The following is an 18,391-nucleotide window of genomic DNA, read 5'->3' as shown; positions in this document are numbered from 1 at the left end:
GGTGAATTTGGTCCAGCCCGGGACGAGCGCCGGAAGGGCTGGGATGGGGAAACCGGAGGTGGGGTGGACACCAAACGGTCGGAGGTTGGGTGTCCCGGCTTCAGCCGGTCGGGGTGAAGCCGTGGGTCAACGCCCGGTTCGTGACCCGGAACACGCTAAAGCGTGGACACCAAACGGTCGGAGCGTGCTTCCCGACGTTGGGGTGTCCCGGCTTCAGCCGGTCGGGGTGAAGCCGCGGGTCAACGCCCGGATCGTGACCCGGCACACGCTAAAGCGTGGACACCAAACGGTCGGAGCGTGCCTCCCGACGTTGGGTGTCCCGGCTTCAGCCGGTCGGGGCGGGGGGGACGGGGGGGACTGCCGGCGCGGTGGCTGCGGGGGCGGGGCGGAGGTTGTCGATGACGCGGCGTTTGATGCCGATGGCGGAGGCGACACAGGCGAAGACGATGGCCACGATCATGCCGAAGTTGAAGAGGGCGCGTTTCCAGCCGCGACCGACGGCATCGCCGAGGTAGCTGCGTTTGTTGTTGAGGACGAAGAAGGCGAGGTACGCGATGGGCAGCATCGTCAGGGCGATGGCCGAGGCGACGATGGGCATCCAGAGGGGGCTGGTGAAGACAACGCCGAAGACGCCGATGGCGGGGAGGAGGGTGAAGCGGCGGTAGCGTTTGGGGGTGTACTCGACTTTGAACATCTCGCACCCGGTGAAGCCGCAGACGACCATGTGGGTGCTGATGGCGCCGCAGGCCATGCCGATGAAGCCGAGGTCGAGGATGATGCGGCCGAAGGACGAGCCGAGGAGGGATTCGAGGCTGCGGGCGGCGTCGATCGGGCGGAGCCCGGTTTGCACGCCCGGGGTGGAGGGGTCGTACACCGTATTCGCCATGGCGATGATCACCAGGGAAGTGACGATGACGAACGGGACGAACATGGAGTTCGCGAGGTCGAAGCGGGCGAGGCCCTTGTGGTGTTTGCCCCAGCCCTTGGCGAGGAGGGAGTAGGGGTAGAGGAAGGTCATGTTGATCCCGACGGCGGCGCCGATGGCGCCGAGGACGAGGATGGTGGTGCCTTCGCCGGGCGGGATTCGGAAGGTGAAGAAGCCGCGGAAGAGGGCGCCCCAGTCCACGCCGGTTTTCACGACCACGAAGAGGAAGGCGAGGATGACCAGGCGGATGGTCCAGCGGAGGAAGTTCTCGTAGAGCTTGATGCCGCGGGTGCCGGAGCCGTAGTTCCAGGTCACGAGGATGGCCATGGAGAGGATGCCGAGGCCGCCGGCGAACTTGACGAGGTACTCGACGGTGCGGGAGTCGGAGGGGGCGCCGGCGAGGAGGGCGAGGTCCCAAATGGCGGCGCCGGCGAGGCCGTACTGGGGGAAATGCCAGATGACCGAGGCGACGATCGAGCCGAGGGCCCAGAGAAAGGCGATCGAGGGGTGAAGTTCGCGGGCGAAGGCGGGGTAGGGGCGTTCGCCGGTGGAGAGCACGATGTTGCCGAGGGCGGCCATCATGAGGATCCCGAGGAACATGGCCACCGGTTGGACCCAAAGCAGGGTGTAGCCGAAGGAGGCGCCGGCGACGACCGACGCGACGGCGCTGCCGGCGCCGAGGGTCATTGCGCTCTGCATCCAGGCCGGGCCGGTGAGTTTCCAGTAGCCCCGGATCCGGGCGGGAATGGGTTTCTGCTCGATCTCCTGAAGGAAGGCCTCCTCCCGGCGGAGTTTTTCCGGGTCCCATTGCGCCGTCATGGGAAGGCGTGCGGGTTTGGATTCGGGCGACTCGGGCATCGGCGGATGTTCCGGATGGAGGGGGGACGGGGCAATGGTTTTTGGCGGGGTGAAAGGGTTTGCCTTGATGGGGCGGGGGGCGGGCCCGGAGAGTCGCCGTTCCGGGCAGGTACCGGGTGGTGACGGGAACGGGCGGGCTATGCGGACGCTGCATCGTTATGTGCTGGTGGAGATGCTCGGCACCCTGGTGGTGGCGGTGCTGGTGTGCATCGGGCTGCTGCTGCTGGGCAACCTGCTGAAGGAGATTCTCGCGCTGTTGATGGCCGGGCGGGCGACGTTGCCGCTGGTGCTGCGGGGCATCGGCCTGCTGATCCCGTACGTGCTGGTGTACGCGCTGCCGATGGGGGTGCTGACAGCGGCGCTGCTGGTGTTCGGGCGACTGAGCGCGGACCAGGAATTGACGGCGGCGAGGGCGAACGGGATTGGAGTGATGGCGATGGCCTTTCCGGTGGTGATCCTGGGGCTGGCGCTGTGCGGGGTATGCGCCTGGGTGAACATGGAGTTGGCCCCGCGCTGCCGGGGCCAGTACAAGCAGCTCTTCCAGGAGATCGCGCGGGAACAGGCCCGGAGCCTGATTCCGGCGGGCCGGTTTGTGACCGAGTTTCCCGGGTTCGTCCTGTATGCCGACCGGATTGCCGGGGAGGAGATGATCGACGTGCTGTTCTTCCAGGTGCGGGAAGGGCGCAAGGTGCGGGACATCCGGGCGCCGCGCGCGCGTCTGGAGGTGCGGACGGAGGAAGGGGAATTGAGACTGACCTTCTTCCAGGGGCGGGCGTTGGAGTGGATTCCACGGGCGCCGGAGGAAATGGAGGGAGGACGTCCCGACGGGGAGGAGGAGGAATCCGCGGGGTTCTGGCAGCCGCTGATGATCACGGGCGCGTTGCCGGTGACGGTCGCGTTGCCGCGCGCCATCGTGTCGGGCGGCATGCCGCGGTTGAGCGACATGACGGCACGACAGTTGCGGGACGAGAGACGGGAACTGCTGCGGCTGGGGATCGAGGACGTGACGCCGCTGGACGTGCAGATCCACCGTCAGGTGGCGTTCAGCTTCGCGTGTTTCGGGTTCGTGCTGGTGGGGATTCCTCTGGGGGTGCGGGGGCACCGTCGGGAGACCAGCGTGGGGGTGGCGGTGGCGATCGGGTTGGTGCTCGTGTACTACGGGTTCCTGATCGTGGCCCAGGCGCTGGAGACATCGATGGAGGCGGTGCCCTGGCTGATTGTGTGGATGCCGAACGCCCTGTTTCAGTTGACGGGGGCGTGGCTGCTCTGGAGGGCGGACCGGGCTGCGTAGAGGGTTCCTGGGGGGCGACGGCGGGGGGGAGGGTCAACGGGGGGCGAGGACCTGCGCGGCGGGAAACGGGCCGCGGGCGTGGGGTCCCCAGAAAACGCGGACGGCGGCCAGGGCCGTCCAGAGCGAGTCCCCATCGAGACGGGCGTACTCGACGCCGGTCATCAGTTTGAAGCGATGTTCGGCGAGGTAGTGGTTCAGGCCGAGATACACCGCCTGGTAGAAATCGCCGGTGCGAAGGCCGGCGGGTCGTTCATAACGGCGTTGAGCCCGAAGGCCGGTGTCCCGGTTCGAGAAGGCCGCCTGATACCGGGCGACCCATTGGAACTGCCGGGTCATGAACCATCCCGGTTGCAGGTGCAGGGCCCAGGCGTCGCCGTCCTCATGACCGAGGCCGGCGACCGTTTCGGCGATCAGGGAGAGCGGGCCGCGGGTGACGATGAGGGCGGAGGACAATCCGCGGGGAAACCGGTTGAGGACCGTGGCGTGGTCGTTCGCGTCGCTGAGGAGGAGACCGACGTTGAGGTGGGCGGTGTCGAAATCGAGGACAGATCCGAGGTCATAGTTCACCGACGCGAGGAAGGAGGCCCCGCCTGTGAAATGGGTCAGGGCTTCGCCGATGTCGGGTCCGGTGGTGTTGGAGAAGAGCCCGGTGTAGTAACCGAGGCGGCCGTGGGTTCCGGAGAGGGTCACGGCGGGGGAGTACTCGGCATTGAACAGATTGACGAGGAGGGTGCGCTCGATGGTGTTGATGTAGCGGCTGGAGACGGTGCGGTCGTGGGTGAAGCGGTGCTTCTGCGGTCCGACCGTGAGCGCCAGGCTCCCGGCGAAGGCCCATTGCGCCCAGAGTTCCGTGAACCCGTTGTAGAAGGGATCGAAGTCGGTGCCCGCGACCATCTGGGCATGCAGCGTCAGGTGACGGAACAGGCGGGCCTGGGCGCCCATGCGGAACCGGCGGGATTCCCAGCCGTCGCTGTCGCCCGCGGAGCCTTCGGCCCAGTGGAACTGGCCGTGGTACCGGCCGAGAATCCAGAACTCCTGGAACCAGGGGTGGTCATCGTCGCGGTGAAGGCGCCCGAGATGCTGCAACGACGTGGCCCACGAAAGGGATTCGCGGACCGGCGGCTCGTTCTGCGAAGGATCGGACGCGGCCGGGGCCTGGTCTAGGAGGAGTCCGAACGCGAGGGCCAGAACGCTGTTGCAGTACTTGGCACGGAGGGAGTTCCCGGGGCCGCGCCGACTGATCGGCGTGGGCGACCCGTGCCATGAATCGTCCGTGGCTTCCTGGGGGGCGTTCAAGACACGATGATCCGGGCGCCGCGCTTGTAGGTAAAGTAGGAGTAGGCCCACTGGAGGAGGACAGCGAGCCGGTTGCGGAACCCGATCAGGAAGACGAGATGCACCAGCAGCCAGGCCAGCCAGGCCGGCAGTCCGCTCAGTTCCAGTGACCCCACTTTGGCGACCGCCGCCGACCGACCGATGGTCGCCATGGTTCCCTTGTCCCAGTACCGGAAGGCCGGGCGATCCGGCGACAGTCCGGCCCCGGCATCGAGCTGGTTGCGAAGAAGGGCCGCCACGTGCCGGGCCATCTGCATGGCCGCGGGGGAGACGCCCGGAACCAGTCCGCCCTGTCCATCCTTGACGAGGGCGATGTCGCCGATGGCGAAGACCTCCTGGTGACCGGGGAGGCTCAGGTCGGGTTCGACCCGGATGCGTCCGGACCGGTCGGTTTCGGCCCCGAGGACACGCGACAGCGGGTTGGCGGCGACACCCGCGGCCCAGATGATGTTGGCCGCCCGGAGGGATTCGCCCCCGTGGAGCACCACCTCCCGTTCGCGAACGTCCTGAACGCGGGTCGAAGTGCGCACCTCGACCCCGAGCGCCTCCAACTGGCGCTGCGCGCTCGCGCTCAATTCCGGGGACAGATGGGCCAGCACACGTTCTCCCGCCTCGACCAGGACAACGCGGGCCCGGGTGGGGTCCATCCGGCGGAAGTCGCGGGCGAGGACCGTGCGGGTGAGTTCGGCAAACGCCCCGGCCAGTTCGACCCCGGTCGGGCCGCCCCCAACCACAACCAGGGTCATCAACTCCGTGCGGCGCCACGGGTCGGATTCGTTCTCGGCCCGTTCCAGCGCCAGCAGAACGTCCCGCCGGATCCGGAGCGCGTCGTCAAGGGTCTTGAGTCCGGGCGCGTGCTGTTCCCATTCGGGATGCCCGAAATAGCTGGTCACGCCGCCCAGGGCGATGATGAGCGTGTCGTAGTCGAGGACCCCGTGCCCGATCCCGACCTTGCGGCCTGCGAGATCGATGGACAGCACATCGTCCATCAGGACCGTCACGTCGGGCCGGTCCGAGAAGAGGGCGCGTACCGGGGCGGCAATTTCCGGCGCGGACAGCCCGGCGGTGGCGACCTGGTAGAGCAGGGGCTGGAAGAGGTGATGGTTGGTGCGATCGACGAGGGTGATCTTCGCCGCGGGATGCCGAAAGGCCTGGCAGAACGTAAGTCCCCCAAACCCGGCCCCCAGAACGACCACCCGATGCGTGTCCTTCATGGCCGCCAAGAGTGCGTGGGCTGGGCCGAATGGCAACGGAAGGGTTGGCCATCTGCGAATCCAGACACGCTGAAGCGTGGACACCGAACGGCCGGTACGCGCCCTCAGCGCTGGGTGTCCCGGCTTTCGCCGGTGGGTGGCGAAGGGGCGGCTCTCCGATTCCAACGCCCTGGATCAGTTCTCCTCGAGGTCCTCCGGCGCGTCAGCCAGGAGCCGGCCGAGCCCGCCCCGCGAGCGGAGAATGCGCCTCCAGAGCTGGGCAGGCTCGGATTCGAAGACCCATTCGGTGCTTGCCGGGTGAATGAGCCAGGCGTCCCGGGCGATCTCCTGTTCCAACTGGCCCGGACTCCAGCCGGAGTAGCCCGCGAACACCAGCAACCGCCGCGTGGGGGAAACGTCGCCCGCCAGTTCCACCAGCCGATCCAGCGAATGACCCAGATCCACGTTGTCCATCACCGAGGCGTCCGGAATAAAAGCGTCCCCGTGCAGGTAACTGAGGGCTCCGGGCTGAACCGGCCCGCCGATGAACAGCGGGAGTTCGCGCAGGGCCTCGGGAAGATCGGCCACCAGCGCGTCGTTCACCCGGGCCCCGGATGGCCGGTTCAATACCAGGCCGAAGGCGCCTTCCGCATCGTGCTGGCAGATCAGCACCACCGTCCGGTGGAACCAGGATCCACGGAGATTGCCCCCATCCAGCAACAGTCTTCCTCGCAAGGACTTCATCGCACCAGGCATGTCGCCGGCGCAGTCTGCTCCAGGCTTGCTGGCCTGACAACGCGCGTTACCCTCGGCGTCCCGCGGGCATCGCCCGGTCTCCGCCCTCCGCCGAGCTCCGGCACACGGGTGCCTGCGGCCATCTTTATGTCATCGGAACTGCGCGTCCCGCCCGTCGGCGAATCCATCACTGAGGTCCAGGTCGGGGAGTGGTTGAAAAACGAGGGCGACCCGGTGCGGCAGGATGAACCCGTCGTCGCCATCGAGTCGGAAAAGGCAACCCTCGAACTCCCTGCCCCCGCCGCCGGCCGGCTCCGCTCCATCCTCAAACCCCGCGGCGCCACGGCCCGTGTCGGCGAAGTCATCGGAATCCTCGATACGGGAACCGATTCCGCAGCCAGCCCTGAAGCACCCCCTCCCACGTCATCGGCTCCCGCAAAGCAGGCCGGGTCCGGGTCCGAATCCGAGTCCGCGGCAGGGCAGGGGGCCCCTCCTCGATCCGAGCCTCCAACCGTCATGCCCGCCGCCCGACGGGTCCTGGCCGAAGCGGGAATCGAGCCCGCCGCCGTGGAAGGCACCGGCCCGGGCGGTCGCATCACCAAGGAGGATGCCCAGCGCGCCCGCACCGCCCAGGAAGGCGCCAGGCCGGCCGGCGCTTCGACTCCAACCCCGGATGCCCCCGTGGCCGTGGCGTCATCCACACCCAAACCGGCCGCGGTCGCATCCGCCTCGCCAGTGTCAGCGGAGGATCGGCTGGACGAGACGGTTCCCATGTCGCCGCTGCGCCGTACGGTGGCCCGTCGCCTCGTCGAGGCGCAGTCCACCATGGCGCTGCTGACCACCTTCAACGAGATCGACATGTCGTCCGTCTCGGCCCTCCGGAAGCGCTTTCAAGAGGCCTTCACCCAGCGGCATGGCGTGAAACTCGGCTTCATGTCGTTCTTCGTGAAGGCGGTGATCGAGGCCCTCAAGGACACGCCCCAGCTCAATGCCGAGGTCCGGGACCAGTCGATCGTGTACCACCATTACTACGATATCGGCGTCGCCATTGGCGGCGGCAAAGGCCTGGTGGTGCCCGTCCTCCGCAATGCCGAGCGACTCGGATTCGCCGAGATCGAGAAGACCATCGCCGACTTCGGCGCCCGTGCCAGGGACGGCCGCCTCAAACCGGAGGAACTCCAGGGCGGAACGTTCACCCTCAGCAACGGCGGCATTTACGGAAGTCTCCTCTCGACCCCCATCGTCAATCCGCCCCAAAGCGGAATCCTCGGGATGCACGCCATCCAGGACCGCCCGGTCGCCGTCGATGGCCAGGTCGTCATCCGCCCCATGATGTACGTGGCGCTGACCTACGATCACCGGATTGTGGACGGACGTGAGGCGGTCACCTTCCTCAAACGGATCAAGGACATCCTCGAAACCCCCGCACGACTGCTTCTCGAAGCCTGAACCCATCCGACCCGCTCCCGCTCCCGCGCCATGTCCCAGTCCTACGATCTCGTCGTCATCGGTGCCGGTCCCGGCGGCTACGTCGCCGCCATCCGCGCCGCGCAACTCGGTCTGCGCGTCGCCTGTGTCGAAAAGGAACCGGAACTCGGCGGCACCTGCCTGCGCGTGGGCTGCATCCCCAGCAAGGCCCTCCTCGAATCCAGCGAACGCTTCGAAGACGCCCGCCTGACCCTCGCCAAACATGGCGTGCTGGCGGACAACCTCCGCCTCGATCTCGCCGCAATGCTCCAGCGCAAGCGCCAGGTCGTCACCACGCTGACCAAGGGCGTCGAAGGCCTGCTCAAGAAGAACCGCGTCACCCGCTACCGCGGCCACGCCACCCTCGCGCCCGAAGGCGTGGTGCAGGTTCGGGGCGGGGACGAACCGGTCGCCCTGCAGGCCCCGAACATCCTCATCGCCACCGGCAGCGTCCCGGTGTCGCTGCCCGGCGTCGCCCTCGACGGCAAAACCGTCGTCACCAGCACCGAGGCCCTCGACTTCGAGGCCGTCCCCGGCCATCTGGCGGTGATCGGTGCCGGTTATATCGGACTCGAACTCGGCTCGGTCTGGCGGCGCCTCGGCGCGAAGGTCACGGTCATCGAGTACCTCGACCGCATCCTGCCCGGCATGGACGCCGAAATCGCCGCCGAAGCGCGCAAGCTGTTCGAGAAACAGGGCCTCGCATTCCGCCTCAACACCAAGGTGACCGGCGTCCGCACCCTGGACCAGGGCTGCACCATCACCCTCAACGACGACGAATCCCTCGAGGCGGATCGGGTCCTGGTGGCCGTCGGGCGACGTCCCAACACCGACGGACTGGGGCTCGAGTCCGTTGGCATCCAACTCGACGAGCGCGGCCGCATCCCGGTCAACGAGCGCTTTCAGACCGAGAAACCCGGCCTCTACGCCATCGGCGACGTCATCCCGGGACCCATGCTGGCCCACAAGGCCGAGGAGGAAGGCGTGGCCTTCGCCGAGACGCTGGTTTCCGGCCATGGTCATGTGGACTACAACACCATCCCGGGCGTGGTGTACACCCATCCGGAAATCGCGACGGTCGGACGGTCCGAGGAGGACCTGAAGGCTTCCGAAACCCCGTATCGCAAGGGCGTCTTTCCGTTCGCCGCCAACGGCCGTGCCCGGGCGCTGGGCCAGACCGAAGGGCGCGTCAAGGTATTGGCCCACGAGCAGACCGACCGCGTCCTGGGCGTGCACATCATCGGACCCCGGGCCGGCGACCTGATCGCCGAAGCCGCGGCGGCCATGGCGTTCGGGGCCAGCAGCGAGGACATCGCGCGCTGCTGCCATGCGCATCCAACGCTGGCCGAAGTTGTGAAGGAGGCGGCCCTGGCTGTGGACGGACGCGCATTGCACCTGTGAACCGACGGCACGCGCCGGACCCCAGCCACGACGAACCGCCGCAGCCATCCGACCCGACCTGCCGAACCAGGCCCTGTTTAGAAAACCTAACAAGCATTGTGCGCAATAATTGGGAGGGTTGATCCTGGCGCTGCGCAGTTCAGCATCCGTTCCGGCATGGCGGCGCCTCCTCATCCCACAATCCCCGCGCCGATCGACCGGCGGTCCTTCCTCCGTCGCGCCGTGCCTCTGGGCGTTGCCCCGTTCTTCCTCCCGGTCCGGGGCCAAACCCCGGAACCGCTCGAAATCGCCTTGATCGGCCTTCACGGCCACGGCTCCCGGCTCCTGCGCGAGTTCCTGGCCACCGGGCGCGTGGTGGTCACGTGGCTCTGCGACGTCGATCGACGCACGTTCGAGACCGTCACGCCGTGGATGCGCGAACGGCAGGCCCGTCCGTTCCGGACGACCCACGACCTCCGTCAACTCCTGGACGATCGACGGCTCCAGGCCGTGGTGGTGGCCACGCCGGATCACTGGAGCGCCGTGGCCGGACTCCGCACACTGCAAGCCGGCAAACACCTCTATCTCGAGAGCCCGGGCTCCCATAATCCGCGCGAGACCGAGTGGCTCATCCAAGCCGCCCGCCGATCCCGAACCGTCGTCCAGTGCGGACTTCAGCGCCGAAGTCTCCCATGGGTGATCGAGGCGGTCCGGCGCCTCCAGGAGGGCGCGGTGGGAATGCCCCTCACAGCCCATGCCTGGCACACCGACCAACGTCCGGGCATGGGCTTCGGGCGGCTGGCTCCCGTTCCGGACTGGCTCGAATTCGGGATGTGGCAGGGTCCGGCGCCGGACCGGCCGTTTCGGGACAACCTCGTTCACGGCGGCTGGCGCTGGATGTGGCATTGGGGCACCGGAGAACTGGGAGCCACGGGTATTCACTGGCTCGATCTGGCCCGTTGGGCTCTCGACCTCGGCTGTCCGTCCCGGGTCGCTTCGGCCGGCATGCGGGCCGCCTACGAGGACGACCAGGAAACCGCCGACACCCAGGTGACGACCTTCGACTTCGGCGAGCGCTTCGTGGTGTGGGAACACCGGAGCTGTCTTCCCCGGCCCGTCGAGGGCAGCCCCGGCGGCGTGCGGTTTCAAGGGACCAGCGGCTCCCTGGTTCTCGACGACGCCGGCTACCGCATCGAAGACCGCGAGGGCCGCCTCGTGGAACGGGTGCCGGGAACGGTTTCACTGGCTCCCCACGTGGCGAACTTTCTCGATGCCGTGACCCACCGCGGCCGGTTGCCCAGTGCCGGCATCGACGACGGACAACTCAGCGCCTTGTGGGTTCATCTGGGGAATCTGGCCCAGCGCCTCCGGACCGGGATCCACCTCAACGCGGCCACCCGCCAACCGCGGCCCGCTCCCGCGGTCACGGCCTTGTGGTCCCGCGAGTATCGAAGCGAATGGCGCCCGACCCTCTAAACCCCGTCGCAGCCCAGACCCCATCGCCGCCCTCCCACGGCCGGATCTGCGGGGGCAGGGCCCCTGCCCTGCTCCCCCTGGAACAGGTGTTTCCCGACACCGATTACGGCCATCGCCTGAAACTGCAACGTGCCGAACCGGGCGACTTCTTCGGATCCTGGGAAGCCGATCCCGTGAGCCTGGCCGAACGGGCCCGCTGGATGCAGTCCTTCCCGGAACGTCACGCGATCCGCCTGCCCGAAGCCGACCCTCTGATCCGTGAGTGCGACGCGCTGATGCGATCGTGGGGTGTCCTGCGGCCCGGAGATACGCCCGATGCGGGATCGTCGCAGCCGTCATCGGTCTGGGACCTGACAGCGCCCCTCGAACCCGACCTCATCTGGCTGACGCGCGGCACGGCGGGCCATCGCATGGTGGCGGGGCTTGTTTGTTTTCCGTCCTCGTGGGCCCCGGAGGAGCGGATCGGGCTCCCGATCGAGGCCATCCATCAGGTGGTCCCCGGATTGAACCCGGCCCTGGGCGACGCCATCGAACGGTTCCTGCAGCGGTTGCCGGAAGGTATCGCCTGGCTCCGGGCCAACTGGGGGATTGCCGCCTCGCCCGAGCGGAATCAGCACCCCTTGCGCCGACTGCCGCGCCTGACCCCGCCCCTCGACCCGGCGGGCGTCTGGGTTCGAATCGAACATCAGGCCCTCGTCGCCCTCCCCGAATCCGACGGCATCCTGTTCGGCATTCGCATCGAGCAGTCCCCGATCGACGACTTCCGGCGCAACCCCGCCCTCGCTTCCGGATTGGCGCGCGCCTTGCAGACCATGCCCGAAGCCATGGCCCGCTATAAGGGTTTGGCCGACGTTCGCGATGAACTGATCCGGGTGCTGACCGGCTCCGATCAGGCCCCGGTCGGCACCCGGCTCTGACCCTCGAACACCTTGGGAACCTGATCCCAGCCCTGTCGGGTTCGCCTGAGAAGTCGCCCGCCAAAAGCGATCGCCGTCAGGGTCAGGCCAACCGTAATGCCCCACCACATGCCGCTGACGCCGAGATCCAGGCGGAAGGCAAACCAGCAACCGAGGGGCAGCGAGACCACCCAGTAGGCACCAAAGGCAATCCACGCCGGCACCTTCACGTCGTTCATCCCGCGCAACCCACCCACCGCGACAATCTGCAGGGCGTCGCAGAACTGGAAGGCCGCCGCCACCAGCAGCAGCGCCGCGGCCACGTTGGCCCCCTGCCCTTCCGACAAAAACAGCCCCGCGATGGCCTCATTGAACAGGACAAACGACGTCGCGCTGAGAAGCGTGAACGCCGTGGCCAGGGCCCATCCGCTGAGAATGATCGGTCGCAGGCGCGCCAGTTGGCGGGCACCCCATGCCTCCCCGACGCGGACGGTCAGCGCCATCGAGATCCCCAGTGGCACCATGAAGACCGTTGCCGCGCAGGAAATGGCGACCTGGTGCGCCGCCAGGGATTCCGCCCCCATGCCTCCGATGATCAGGGTCGCCATCACGAACGCACTCACCTCCGCCAGCAGTTGCATGCTGGTGGGAAATCCGATCTTCAGCAGATCCCGGATCGCCGTCCGGTCCGGCCGCCGGAACCAGTGACGCGGGATCCACGCGCGCAAACCGGCATCCTGGCGGCACCACGCCAGCATGGCCCACAGCGTCACCAGACGAGCCAGCAGCGTCGCCAGTCCCGCGCCCTCCAGGCCCAGGGCCGGGCAGCCCGCCCGACCGAAGATGAACAGCCAGTTCAGGACCACGTTGAGCATCACCCCGCCAAAGGTGATCCAGAACACAGGCCACGGACGGTTCATGCCGTCGGCGTGATTCTTCACCGCCATGGCTCCCATGGCCGGAATCATCGAAACCGCCACCAGCACGAAATAGACCGGCACATGCTCGATCACCGCAGGGTCCTGCCGGAACAGATCCAGCAAGGGCAGCAGGCCCAGCGCACCCACCACCGTGATCACCCCCAGCACCATCGTGATGTGGAATCCGTGCCGAAGCGCCTCCCCTGCCCCGTCCGGATCCTGCCGGCCGCGGGCCTGCGAGACCCGCACCGATACCGCCGCCGACATCCCGATCCCGAACATCAGCGGGAGGTACAGCAGATTGTTGGCGAACGCCGATGCGGCGAGTTCGCTGACCCCGACCCACCCGATCATCAGCGTGTCGGTAAGGCCCATCAGCATCTGACTGAGCTGTCCCACGATGAGCGGGATGGCCAGTCGGACGGTGGTCCGGCACTCGGACCACCAGGTTCTCGGCAGGACAAGGGAACTCATTCCAGGGAACGACAAGGCATCGAGACAACAAAACCCGCTCAGTCATCCGAGCGGGTGGAGGAGGGACGATGGCCGGAAACCTGCAGGCCGGTCACGCCGTTCCCCCGCCGCACGCTGCGGCGACGAGAGGATTGCGGAGACGAGCCCGTTTCATCGTGGAGCGACCCTAGGAGAAGAACGGACGCACTGTCAACGGCGGAGCCCGGTTCCGTTGGTGCGCGGTTGCAGCACAGCTCTTCGTCCCTTCGCCCGGGGCCGCTGTCGTGAGGGGCATCGCCCCAAGCCCTTGATGCTGTTGGCGCGCCCGGCGTGATTCGAACACGCGGCCCGCTGCTTAGAAGGCAGCTGCTCTATCCAACTGAGCTACGGGCGCTTGGCCAAACTTGTTCGTTCCGACCCGTCCGGGATCTACTTCGCCAGACTGAGGGTCGCACGCAAGCGGATTCGCCAGGATCGATCCCCAATGAATTGCCTCGCGTACCGATCTGCCCCCCCGCCCCGGTGGTCTGCCGGATCGTCGCACGATGGCGTCAGGAGAGCTTCTCGCCGGGCCCTACGGCAGAGCAAGGGACCAAGCGAACATCCCAGGCGTGCTCCACGGAGGATGATCAGGTCGGGCGCCCCTCTCTCGTCTGGAGCGCGGACAGCCCTGTCCGCACCGCCCCGGCCGGGTCACGAAACGCGCGGACACGGCTGTCCGCGCTCCGGGCCGCGACGTTTCGGTGGAGGACTCGCGGAGCTCGTCCCTCCGATTCGCTGCCTCCTCACGCACCACTTCGGGATGCACCGCGTGCTGCGCCCGGATCCGGATCCTGCCTGACAGATCGCGCCCCATCGCTGTACCCTACCGACCCTCAAGCATGAACCTGCTCGCCCTGTTGAACCCAGCTTCTCGCCGGCCCGTATCCGTCCGTTCCATCGCCCTCGCGCTTGCCTTGGCGCCAGCCCCGGGCCTCCCCCTGCACGCCGCGGCCATCGAACCCGCCGCCGCCCCGTCCCGCCCTCATGTCGTCACCCGCGGCGCCCTCGATGCCACCCTCGGCTTCGAGGCCGTCTTCGAACCCGCCTCCGCCACCCCGCTCCGCCTCGAACCCCGGGCCTGGTCGGATCTCACCGTCCTCGAAGCCGCCGCCCACGGTTCGCGCGTCCGCAAGGGCGATCTGCTCCTCCGCCTCGACACCCGCAGGCTCCGTGACGAAATCGATGCCCTCGATCGCAAACGGCCCGCCTCCGAAACCGCCCTCGCCGTGGCCCGCGCCGAACTGGAGCATCTCGAGTCCACCACCCCCCACCGCCTCGAAGCCGCCCACCGCGCCCTCCGCGTCGCCGAGGAGGATCTGCACTATTTCCGCGAAACCGGACGTCCCGACCGCGAACGCCTCGCCCGGTTCCGCGTCCGCAGCGCCGAGCAACGGCTCGAGAATGCCGCCGAGGAACTGAAGCAACTCGAGAAGATGTACCTGGCCGATGACCTCACCGAGGAGACCGAGGAGATCATCCTCAAACGCCAGCGCTTCGAGGTCGAGGCCGCCCGTCTGGCCCTCGAATCCACCCGGCTCCATACCGAACGCGAACTCACCGTCTTCATCCCCCGCGAACACGATTCCCTCCGCATCCGGCACCGAGACGAATCCGCCGCCCTCGCCCTGGCCGAGTCCACCCTCCCCCGCGCCCTCGCCCGCAAACGCCTCGACGTCGATCAACTCCGCCACGATCGCGAACTCGCCGAACGCCGCCTCAAGGAACTCCACGCCGACCTCGAATCCTTCGAGGTCCGTGCCCCCCACGACGGCATCGTGTACCATGGCCCCTCTGAAAACGGCCGCTGGACCCAGGCCCAGAACCTCGCCCGCAAACTCGTCCCCGGCGGAAAACTCGCCCCGTCCGAAGTCTTCATCACCCTCGTGGAACCCGCCCCGCTCCACCTCACCGCCACGCTCACCGAATCCCAGCTCGCCCAGGCCCGCCCATGGCTCCGCGGCGAAGCCGTCCCCGTCTCCGCCCCCGACCGGCGCCTCCCGGTCACCCTCGATTCCGTCCATCCCGTTCCCCTCCCCGGCGGCGGCTTCGAAGCCCGCCTCTCCGTACCGGCTTCCGAAACGGGCCGCTTCGTCCCCGGCCTCCTCTGCAAGGTGACCCTCCCCGACGCCCCCAAACCCGGCATCCTGCTCGCCCCCCGCACCCTCGTCTTCGGCGAGGGTGCCTCCCGTCACGTCTGGCGCGACACCGGCACCGGCGCCCCGCAAAAGCATGCCGTCACGATCGGCGAATCCGATGCCGCCCACGTCGAGATCGTGGAAGGCCTCTCCGAAGGGGACCGCCTCGTTCCCGCCCCGGCCGAGTAGCCGGGCGAAACCCGCCCACCCCCCGGCGCCATGCCCATCCCCCCACATCGTCCCCAAGCCCTCGGAGGACCCGGCTCCCTCGAGTCCGGCCAACCCATGCTCCCATCCCATGCGACTCCCTCCGTTCCTGCCCCCTCCACCCTCCCCATCCTCCTCGCCTTCCTCCTCGCCATCCTGATCCCTCCTTCCACCCCCGCCACCGAAGCCGCCCCCTCCATCGATGAAAGCCTCGACCGCGGCATCGCGTTCCTAGTGACCTCCCAGAACCCCGACGGTTCCTGGGGCTCCCCGCACCGCACCAAGGACCTCAACATCTACGCCCCCGTCCCCGGCGCCCATCACGCCTTCCGCGCCGCCGTCACCGCCCTCGCCATTGCGGCCCTGATCGAAACCGACGCCCCGGCACGGCTCACCGAGGCCGGCCCCGTCCTCGATCGCGCCGAGGCGTGGTTCCTGGAATTTCTCCCCCGGGTCCGCCGCGCCGACGCCACGGCCATCTACAACATCTGGACCCACGCCTACGCCCTCCAGGCCCTCGCCGCCATGCACGGACGCGCCGCCTCCGACACCTTCCGCCAGGAACGCATCCGGGAACTCCTCCTCGACCAGATCGACCGGTTGCGCCGCTACGAATCCGTGGACGGCGGCTGGGGCTACTACGACTTCCGCGTCGGCGCCCAACGTCCCGCCGCCGACACTCTCAGCTTCGTCTCCGCCACGGTCCTCATCGCCTTCCACGACGCCCGCCAGACCGGCGTGGAAATCCCCGACGACCTCGTCCGCCGTGCCGTTGACTCCATCCATCGCCAGCGCAAGCCCGACCACTCCTACCTCTACGGCGAGTATCTCAAACACCGGCCCATGCGCCCCATTAACCGCGCCGCCGGCAGCCTCGGACGTTCCCAGACCTGCAACCTCGCCCTCCGCCTCTGGGGCGATTCCCAGGTCACCGACACCGTCGTCACGGACTGGCTCCAGCGCCTGATCGACCGCAACGACTGGCTCTCCTTCGGCCGCAAACGCCCCATCCCCCACGAGTCCTGGTTCGAGGTCGCCGGCTACTTCTATTACTACGGCCACTACTACGCCGCCCGCTGCCTCGAACTCCTCGAACCCGCCGTCGCCAACCACTTCCGCCCCCAGCTCGCCGCGCTCCTCCTCGATCTCCAGGAGAAGGACGGTTCCTGGTGGGACTATCCCCTCTACAACTACCACCAGCCCTACGGCACCGCCTTCGCCCTCATGACGCTCCACCGCTGCCAGCCCGCCCCGGAACCCTGACCGCGTCCATGCCCGTCACCCCCGCAATCCGCGAAAAGCTCGCGCAACTCCCCCATCGGCCGGGCATCTACCTCCACAAGGACCGCTTCGGCCGCGTCCTCTACGTCGGCAAGGCCCGCGATCTGCGCAAACGCGTCAGCACCTACTTCCAACCCTCCCGCCGCCTCGCCTGGGACCTCCGCCTCAACGCCCTGGTCGAGTCCATCCACGACGTGGACTGGCACGTGGTGAAATCCGAGGCCGAGGCCCTCCTCCTCGAAGGCAGGCTCATCAAGGAGTTCCAGCCCCGCTTCAACATCGACTTCCGCGACGACAAACGCTTCCTCCTGCTCAAGGTCAATCTTCAGGATCCCATCCCCCGCTTCACCCTCACCCGGCTGCGCCACGACGACGGCAGCCTCTACTTCGGTCCCTTCGCCCATTCCGGCTCCGTCCGCCGCACCCTCGCGGTCCTGCGCCGCCGTTTTCATCTCCGCGGCTGCCGCCCCCTCCAGCCCGGCGAATCCGATTACCGCCACTGCCTCTACGCCAACCTCAAGTACTGCACCGCCCCCTGCATCGGCAATGTCTCCCGCGACCAGTACCTCGCCCAGGTCCAGGCCGCCTGCGACTTCATGGCCGGCCAGTGCGACGAACTCATCGCCGACTTCGAGGCCGAGATGAAGAAGGCCGCCGCCCGCCTCGACTTCGAAAAAGCCGCCCAGCTCCGCGACGCCGTCACCGACCTCAAACGTTCCACCCAGAAGACCGGCAAGTTCGAGCGCATCCCCTACACCCTCCCCGTCGCCCTCGACCCCGAATCGGATCTCGCCGATCTGGCCCGTGCCCTCGACCTCCCCGCCCTCCCCGCCCGCATCGAAGGCTTCGATATCTCCAACATTAGCGGCACCTTCATGGTCGCTTCCCTCGTCAGCTTCTGGCGCGGCCGCCCCGACCGCTCCAATTATCGCCGCTTCCGCATAAAGTCCGTCACCCAGCAGGACGACTTCGCCTGCATGGCCGAAACCGTCCGCCGCCGCTACGCCCGCCTGCGCCGCGAGGTCGAATCGAAAGCCTCCTCCATCCTCCCCAGCCCGGCAGCCACCGGCGAACCCCGCGACGAAGGCGGCACCGCCAGCCCCCAGGAACTCCAACGCGCCGCCAACGACATCAGCGCCGCCTTCGCCGGACGCCCGCCCCGATCTGATACCGACGCCGCCGCCATGGGCATTGCTTCGCGACGGTCCCGCAAGCCACCCGCCCCCGCCCCCCCGGACGACGATCCCGATTCCCCATCGACCCCGTCCCCTTCCGATCCCCCCACGGAAGCCGCGTCGCCCGCCAAACCCCCAAGCCAGCCCCGGTACCCGGACCTGATTCTCATCGACGGGGGCAAAGGCCAGCTCGGCGCCGCCCTCGCTGAACTCGAGAAACTGGGTCTCGGCGCCATCCCCGTGGTGGGCCTCGCCAAGGAGTTCGAGGAAATCCATCGTCCGGGCGACCGCGAACCCCTACGGCTCGGCCTCGATCGCCCCGCCGTGCGGCTCCTCCAGCGCGTCCGCGACGAGGCGCACCGCTTCGCCAACACCTTCAACGCCCAGCTTCGCCTCAAGCGCATCAGCGAAAGCCTCCTCGACGAATTCCCCGGCATGGGCGAGATCCGCAAACAGGCCCTCCTGCGACGCTTCGGCTCCGTCCAGCGCCTCAAGCGGGCGTCCCTCGAGGAAATCGCCTCCGTCCCCGGCTTCGGCGGCGCCACCGCCACCCGCCTCCTCGAGTTCCTCGCCGCCCGCGGCCCCTGATTGGAGGGGCAATGCCCCGCTCCCATACTTCCTG

The 18,391-nt window shown here is 68.0% G+C and carries 13 protein-coding genes and 1 tRNA gene; 8 read left to right on the top strand and 6 right to left on the bottom strand.

Annotated features, from left to right (window positions below; translation table 11 throughout):
- Positions 1-325: 325 nt before the first annotated feature.
- Complete coding sequence (locus KF833_10935) at positions 326-1,783, bottom strand: divalent metal cation transporter (protein MBX3745810.1); 1,458 nt, start codon at positions 1,781-1,783, stop codon at positions 326-328.
- Positions 1,784-1,922: 139 nt separating this feature from the next.
- On the opposite strand from KF833_10935, the gene KF833_10930 reads away from it, so the two are divergent.
- Entirely contained in the window at positions 1,923-3,074 is a 1,152-nt protein-coding gene (locus KF833_10930; GenBank protein MBX3745809.1) for an LptF/LptG family permease, read from the top strand.
- Between the two features lie 33 nt (positions 3,075-3,107).
- Here KF833_10930 and KF833_10925 read toward each other — a convergent pair whose 3' ends face one another.
- The 3 genes from KF833_10925 to KF833_10915 form a co-directional block, all read right to left on the bottom strand.
- Entirely contained in the window at positions 3,108-4,370 is a 1,263-nt protein-coding gene (locus tag KF833_10925) for a hypothetical protein (protein MBX3745808.1), read from the bottom strand.
- Entirely contained in the window at positions 4,367-5,623 is a 1,257-nt protein-coding gene (locus KF833_10920; protein ID MBX3745807.1) for an NAD(P)/FAD-dependent oxidoreductase, read from the bottom strand. The genes KF833_10925 and KF833_10920 overlap by 4 nt, the downstream gene beginning before the upstream one ends.
- A gap of 174 nt (positions 5,624-5,797) precedes the next feature.
- Positions 5,798-6,358, bottom strand: a complete 561-nt coding sequence (locus KF833_10915; GenBank protein MBX3745806.1) for a YqgE/AlgH family protein — start codon at positions 6,356-6,358, stop codon at positions 5,798-5,800.
- A gap of 126 nt (positions 6,359-6,484) precedes the next feature.
- Here KF833_10915 and odhB point away from each other — a divergent pair, with 126 nt between their 5' ends.
- The 4 genes from odhB (at position 6,485) to KF833_10895 (ending at position 11,577) form a co-directional block, all read left to right on the top strand.
- Complete coding sequence (odhB, locus tag KF833_10910; GenBank protein MBX3745805.1) at positions 6,485-7,786, top strand: 2-oxoglutarate dehydrogenase complex dihydrolipoyllysine-residue succinyltransferase; 1,302 nt, start codon at positions 6,485-6,487, stop codon at positions 7,784-7,786.
- Between the two features lie 30 nt (positions 7,787-7,816).
- Entirely contained in the window at positions 7,817-9,205 is a 1,389-nt protein-coding gene (gene lpdA, locus KF833_10905) for a dihydrolipoyl dehydrogenase (protein ID MBX3745804.1), read from the top strand.
- A gap of 156 nt (positions 9,206-9,361) precedes the next feature.
- Positions 9,362-10,660, top strand: a complete 1,299-nt coding sequence (locus tag KF833_10900) for a Gfo/Idh/MocA family oxidoreductase (protein ID MBX3745803.1) — start codon at positions 9,362-9,364, stop codon at positions 10,658-10,660.
- Complete coding sequence (locus tag KF833_10895) at positions 10,642-11,577, top strand: DUF3445 domain-containing protein (GenBank protein ID MBX3745802.1); 936 nt, start codon at positions 10,642-10,644, stop codon at positions 11,575-11,577. Before KF833_10900 ends, KF833_10895 begins: the two co-directional genes overlap by 19 nt.
- Here KF833_10895 and KF833_10890 read toward each other — a convergent pair.
- Positions 11,550-12,950, bottom strand: coding sequence for an MATE family efflux transporter (locus KF833_10890; GenBank protein ID MBX3745801.1), 1,401 nt, complete (start codon positions 12,948-12,950; stop codon positions 11,550-11,552). The genes KF833_10895 and KF833_10890 overlap by 28 nt on opposite strands.
- A 296-nt stretch (positions 12,951-13,246) precedes the next feature.
- A tRNA-Arg gene (locus tag KF833_10885) sits at positions 13,247-13,323 on the bottom strand.
- Positions 13,324-13,810: 487 nt separating this feature from the next.
- On the opposite strand from KF833_10885, the gene KF833_10880 reads away from it, so the two are divergent.
- The 3 genes from KF833_10880 to KF833_10870 are packed head-to-tail and all read left to right on the top strand — an operon-like array spanning position 13,811 to position 18,357.
- Entirely contained in the window at positions 13,811-15,295 is a 1,485-nt protein-coding gene (locus tag KF833_10880; GenBank protein ID MBX3745800.1) for a hypothetical protein, read from the top strand.
- Positions 15,296-15,325: 30 nt separating this feature from the next.
- Positions 15,326-16,576, top strand: a complete 1,251-nt coding sequence (locus tag KF833_10875) for a hypothetical protein (GenBank protein MBX3745799.1) — start codon at positions 15,326-15,328, stop codon at positions 16,574-16,576.
- Positions 16,577-16,584: 8 nt separating this feature from the next.
- Positions 16,585-18,357 carry an excinuclease ABC subunit UvrC gene (locus KF833_10870; GenBank protein ID MBX3745798.1) on the top strand — a complete coding sequence of 591 codons (1,773 nt, stop codon included), beginning with the start codon at positions 16,585-16,587 and terminating at the stop codon, positions 18,355-18,357.
- Positions 18,358-18,391 lie beyond the last annotated feature (34 nt).

The sequence above is a fragment of the Verrucomicrobiia bacterium genome (assembly GCA_019634625.1).
GTDB lineage: Bacteria > Verrucomicrobiota > Verrucomicrobiia > Limisphaerales > CAIMTB01 > CAIMTB01.
This window is presented reverse-complemented; position numbering and strand designations above follow the sequence as displayed.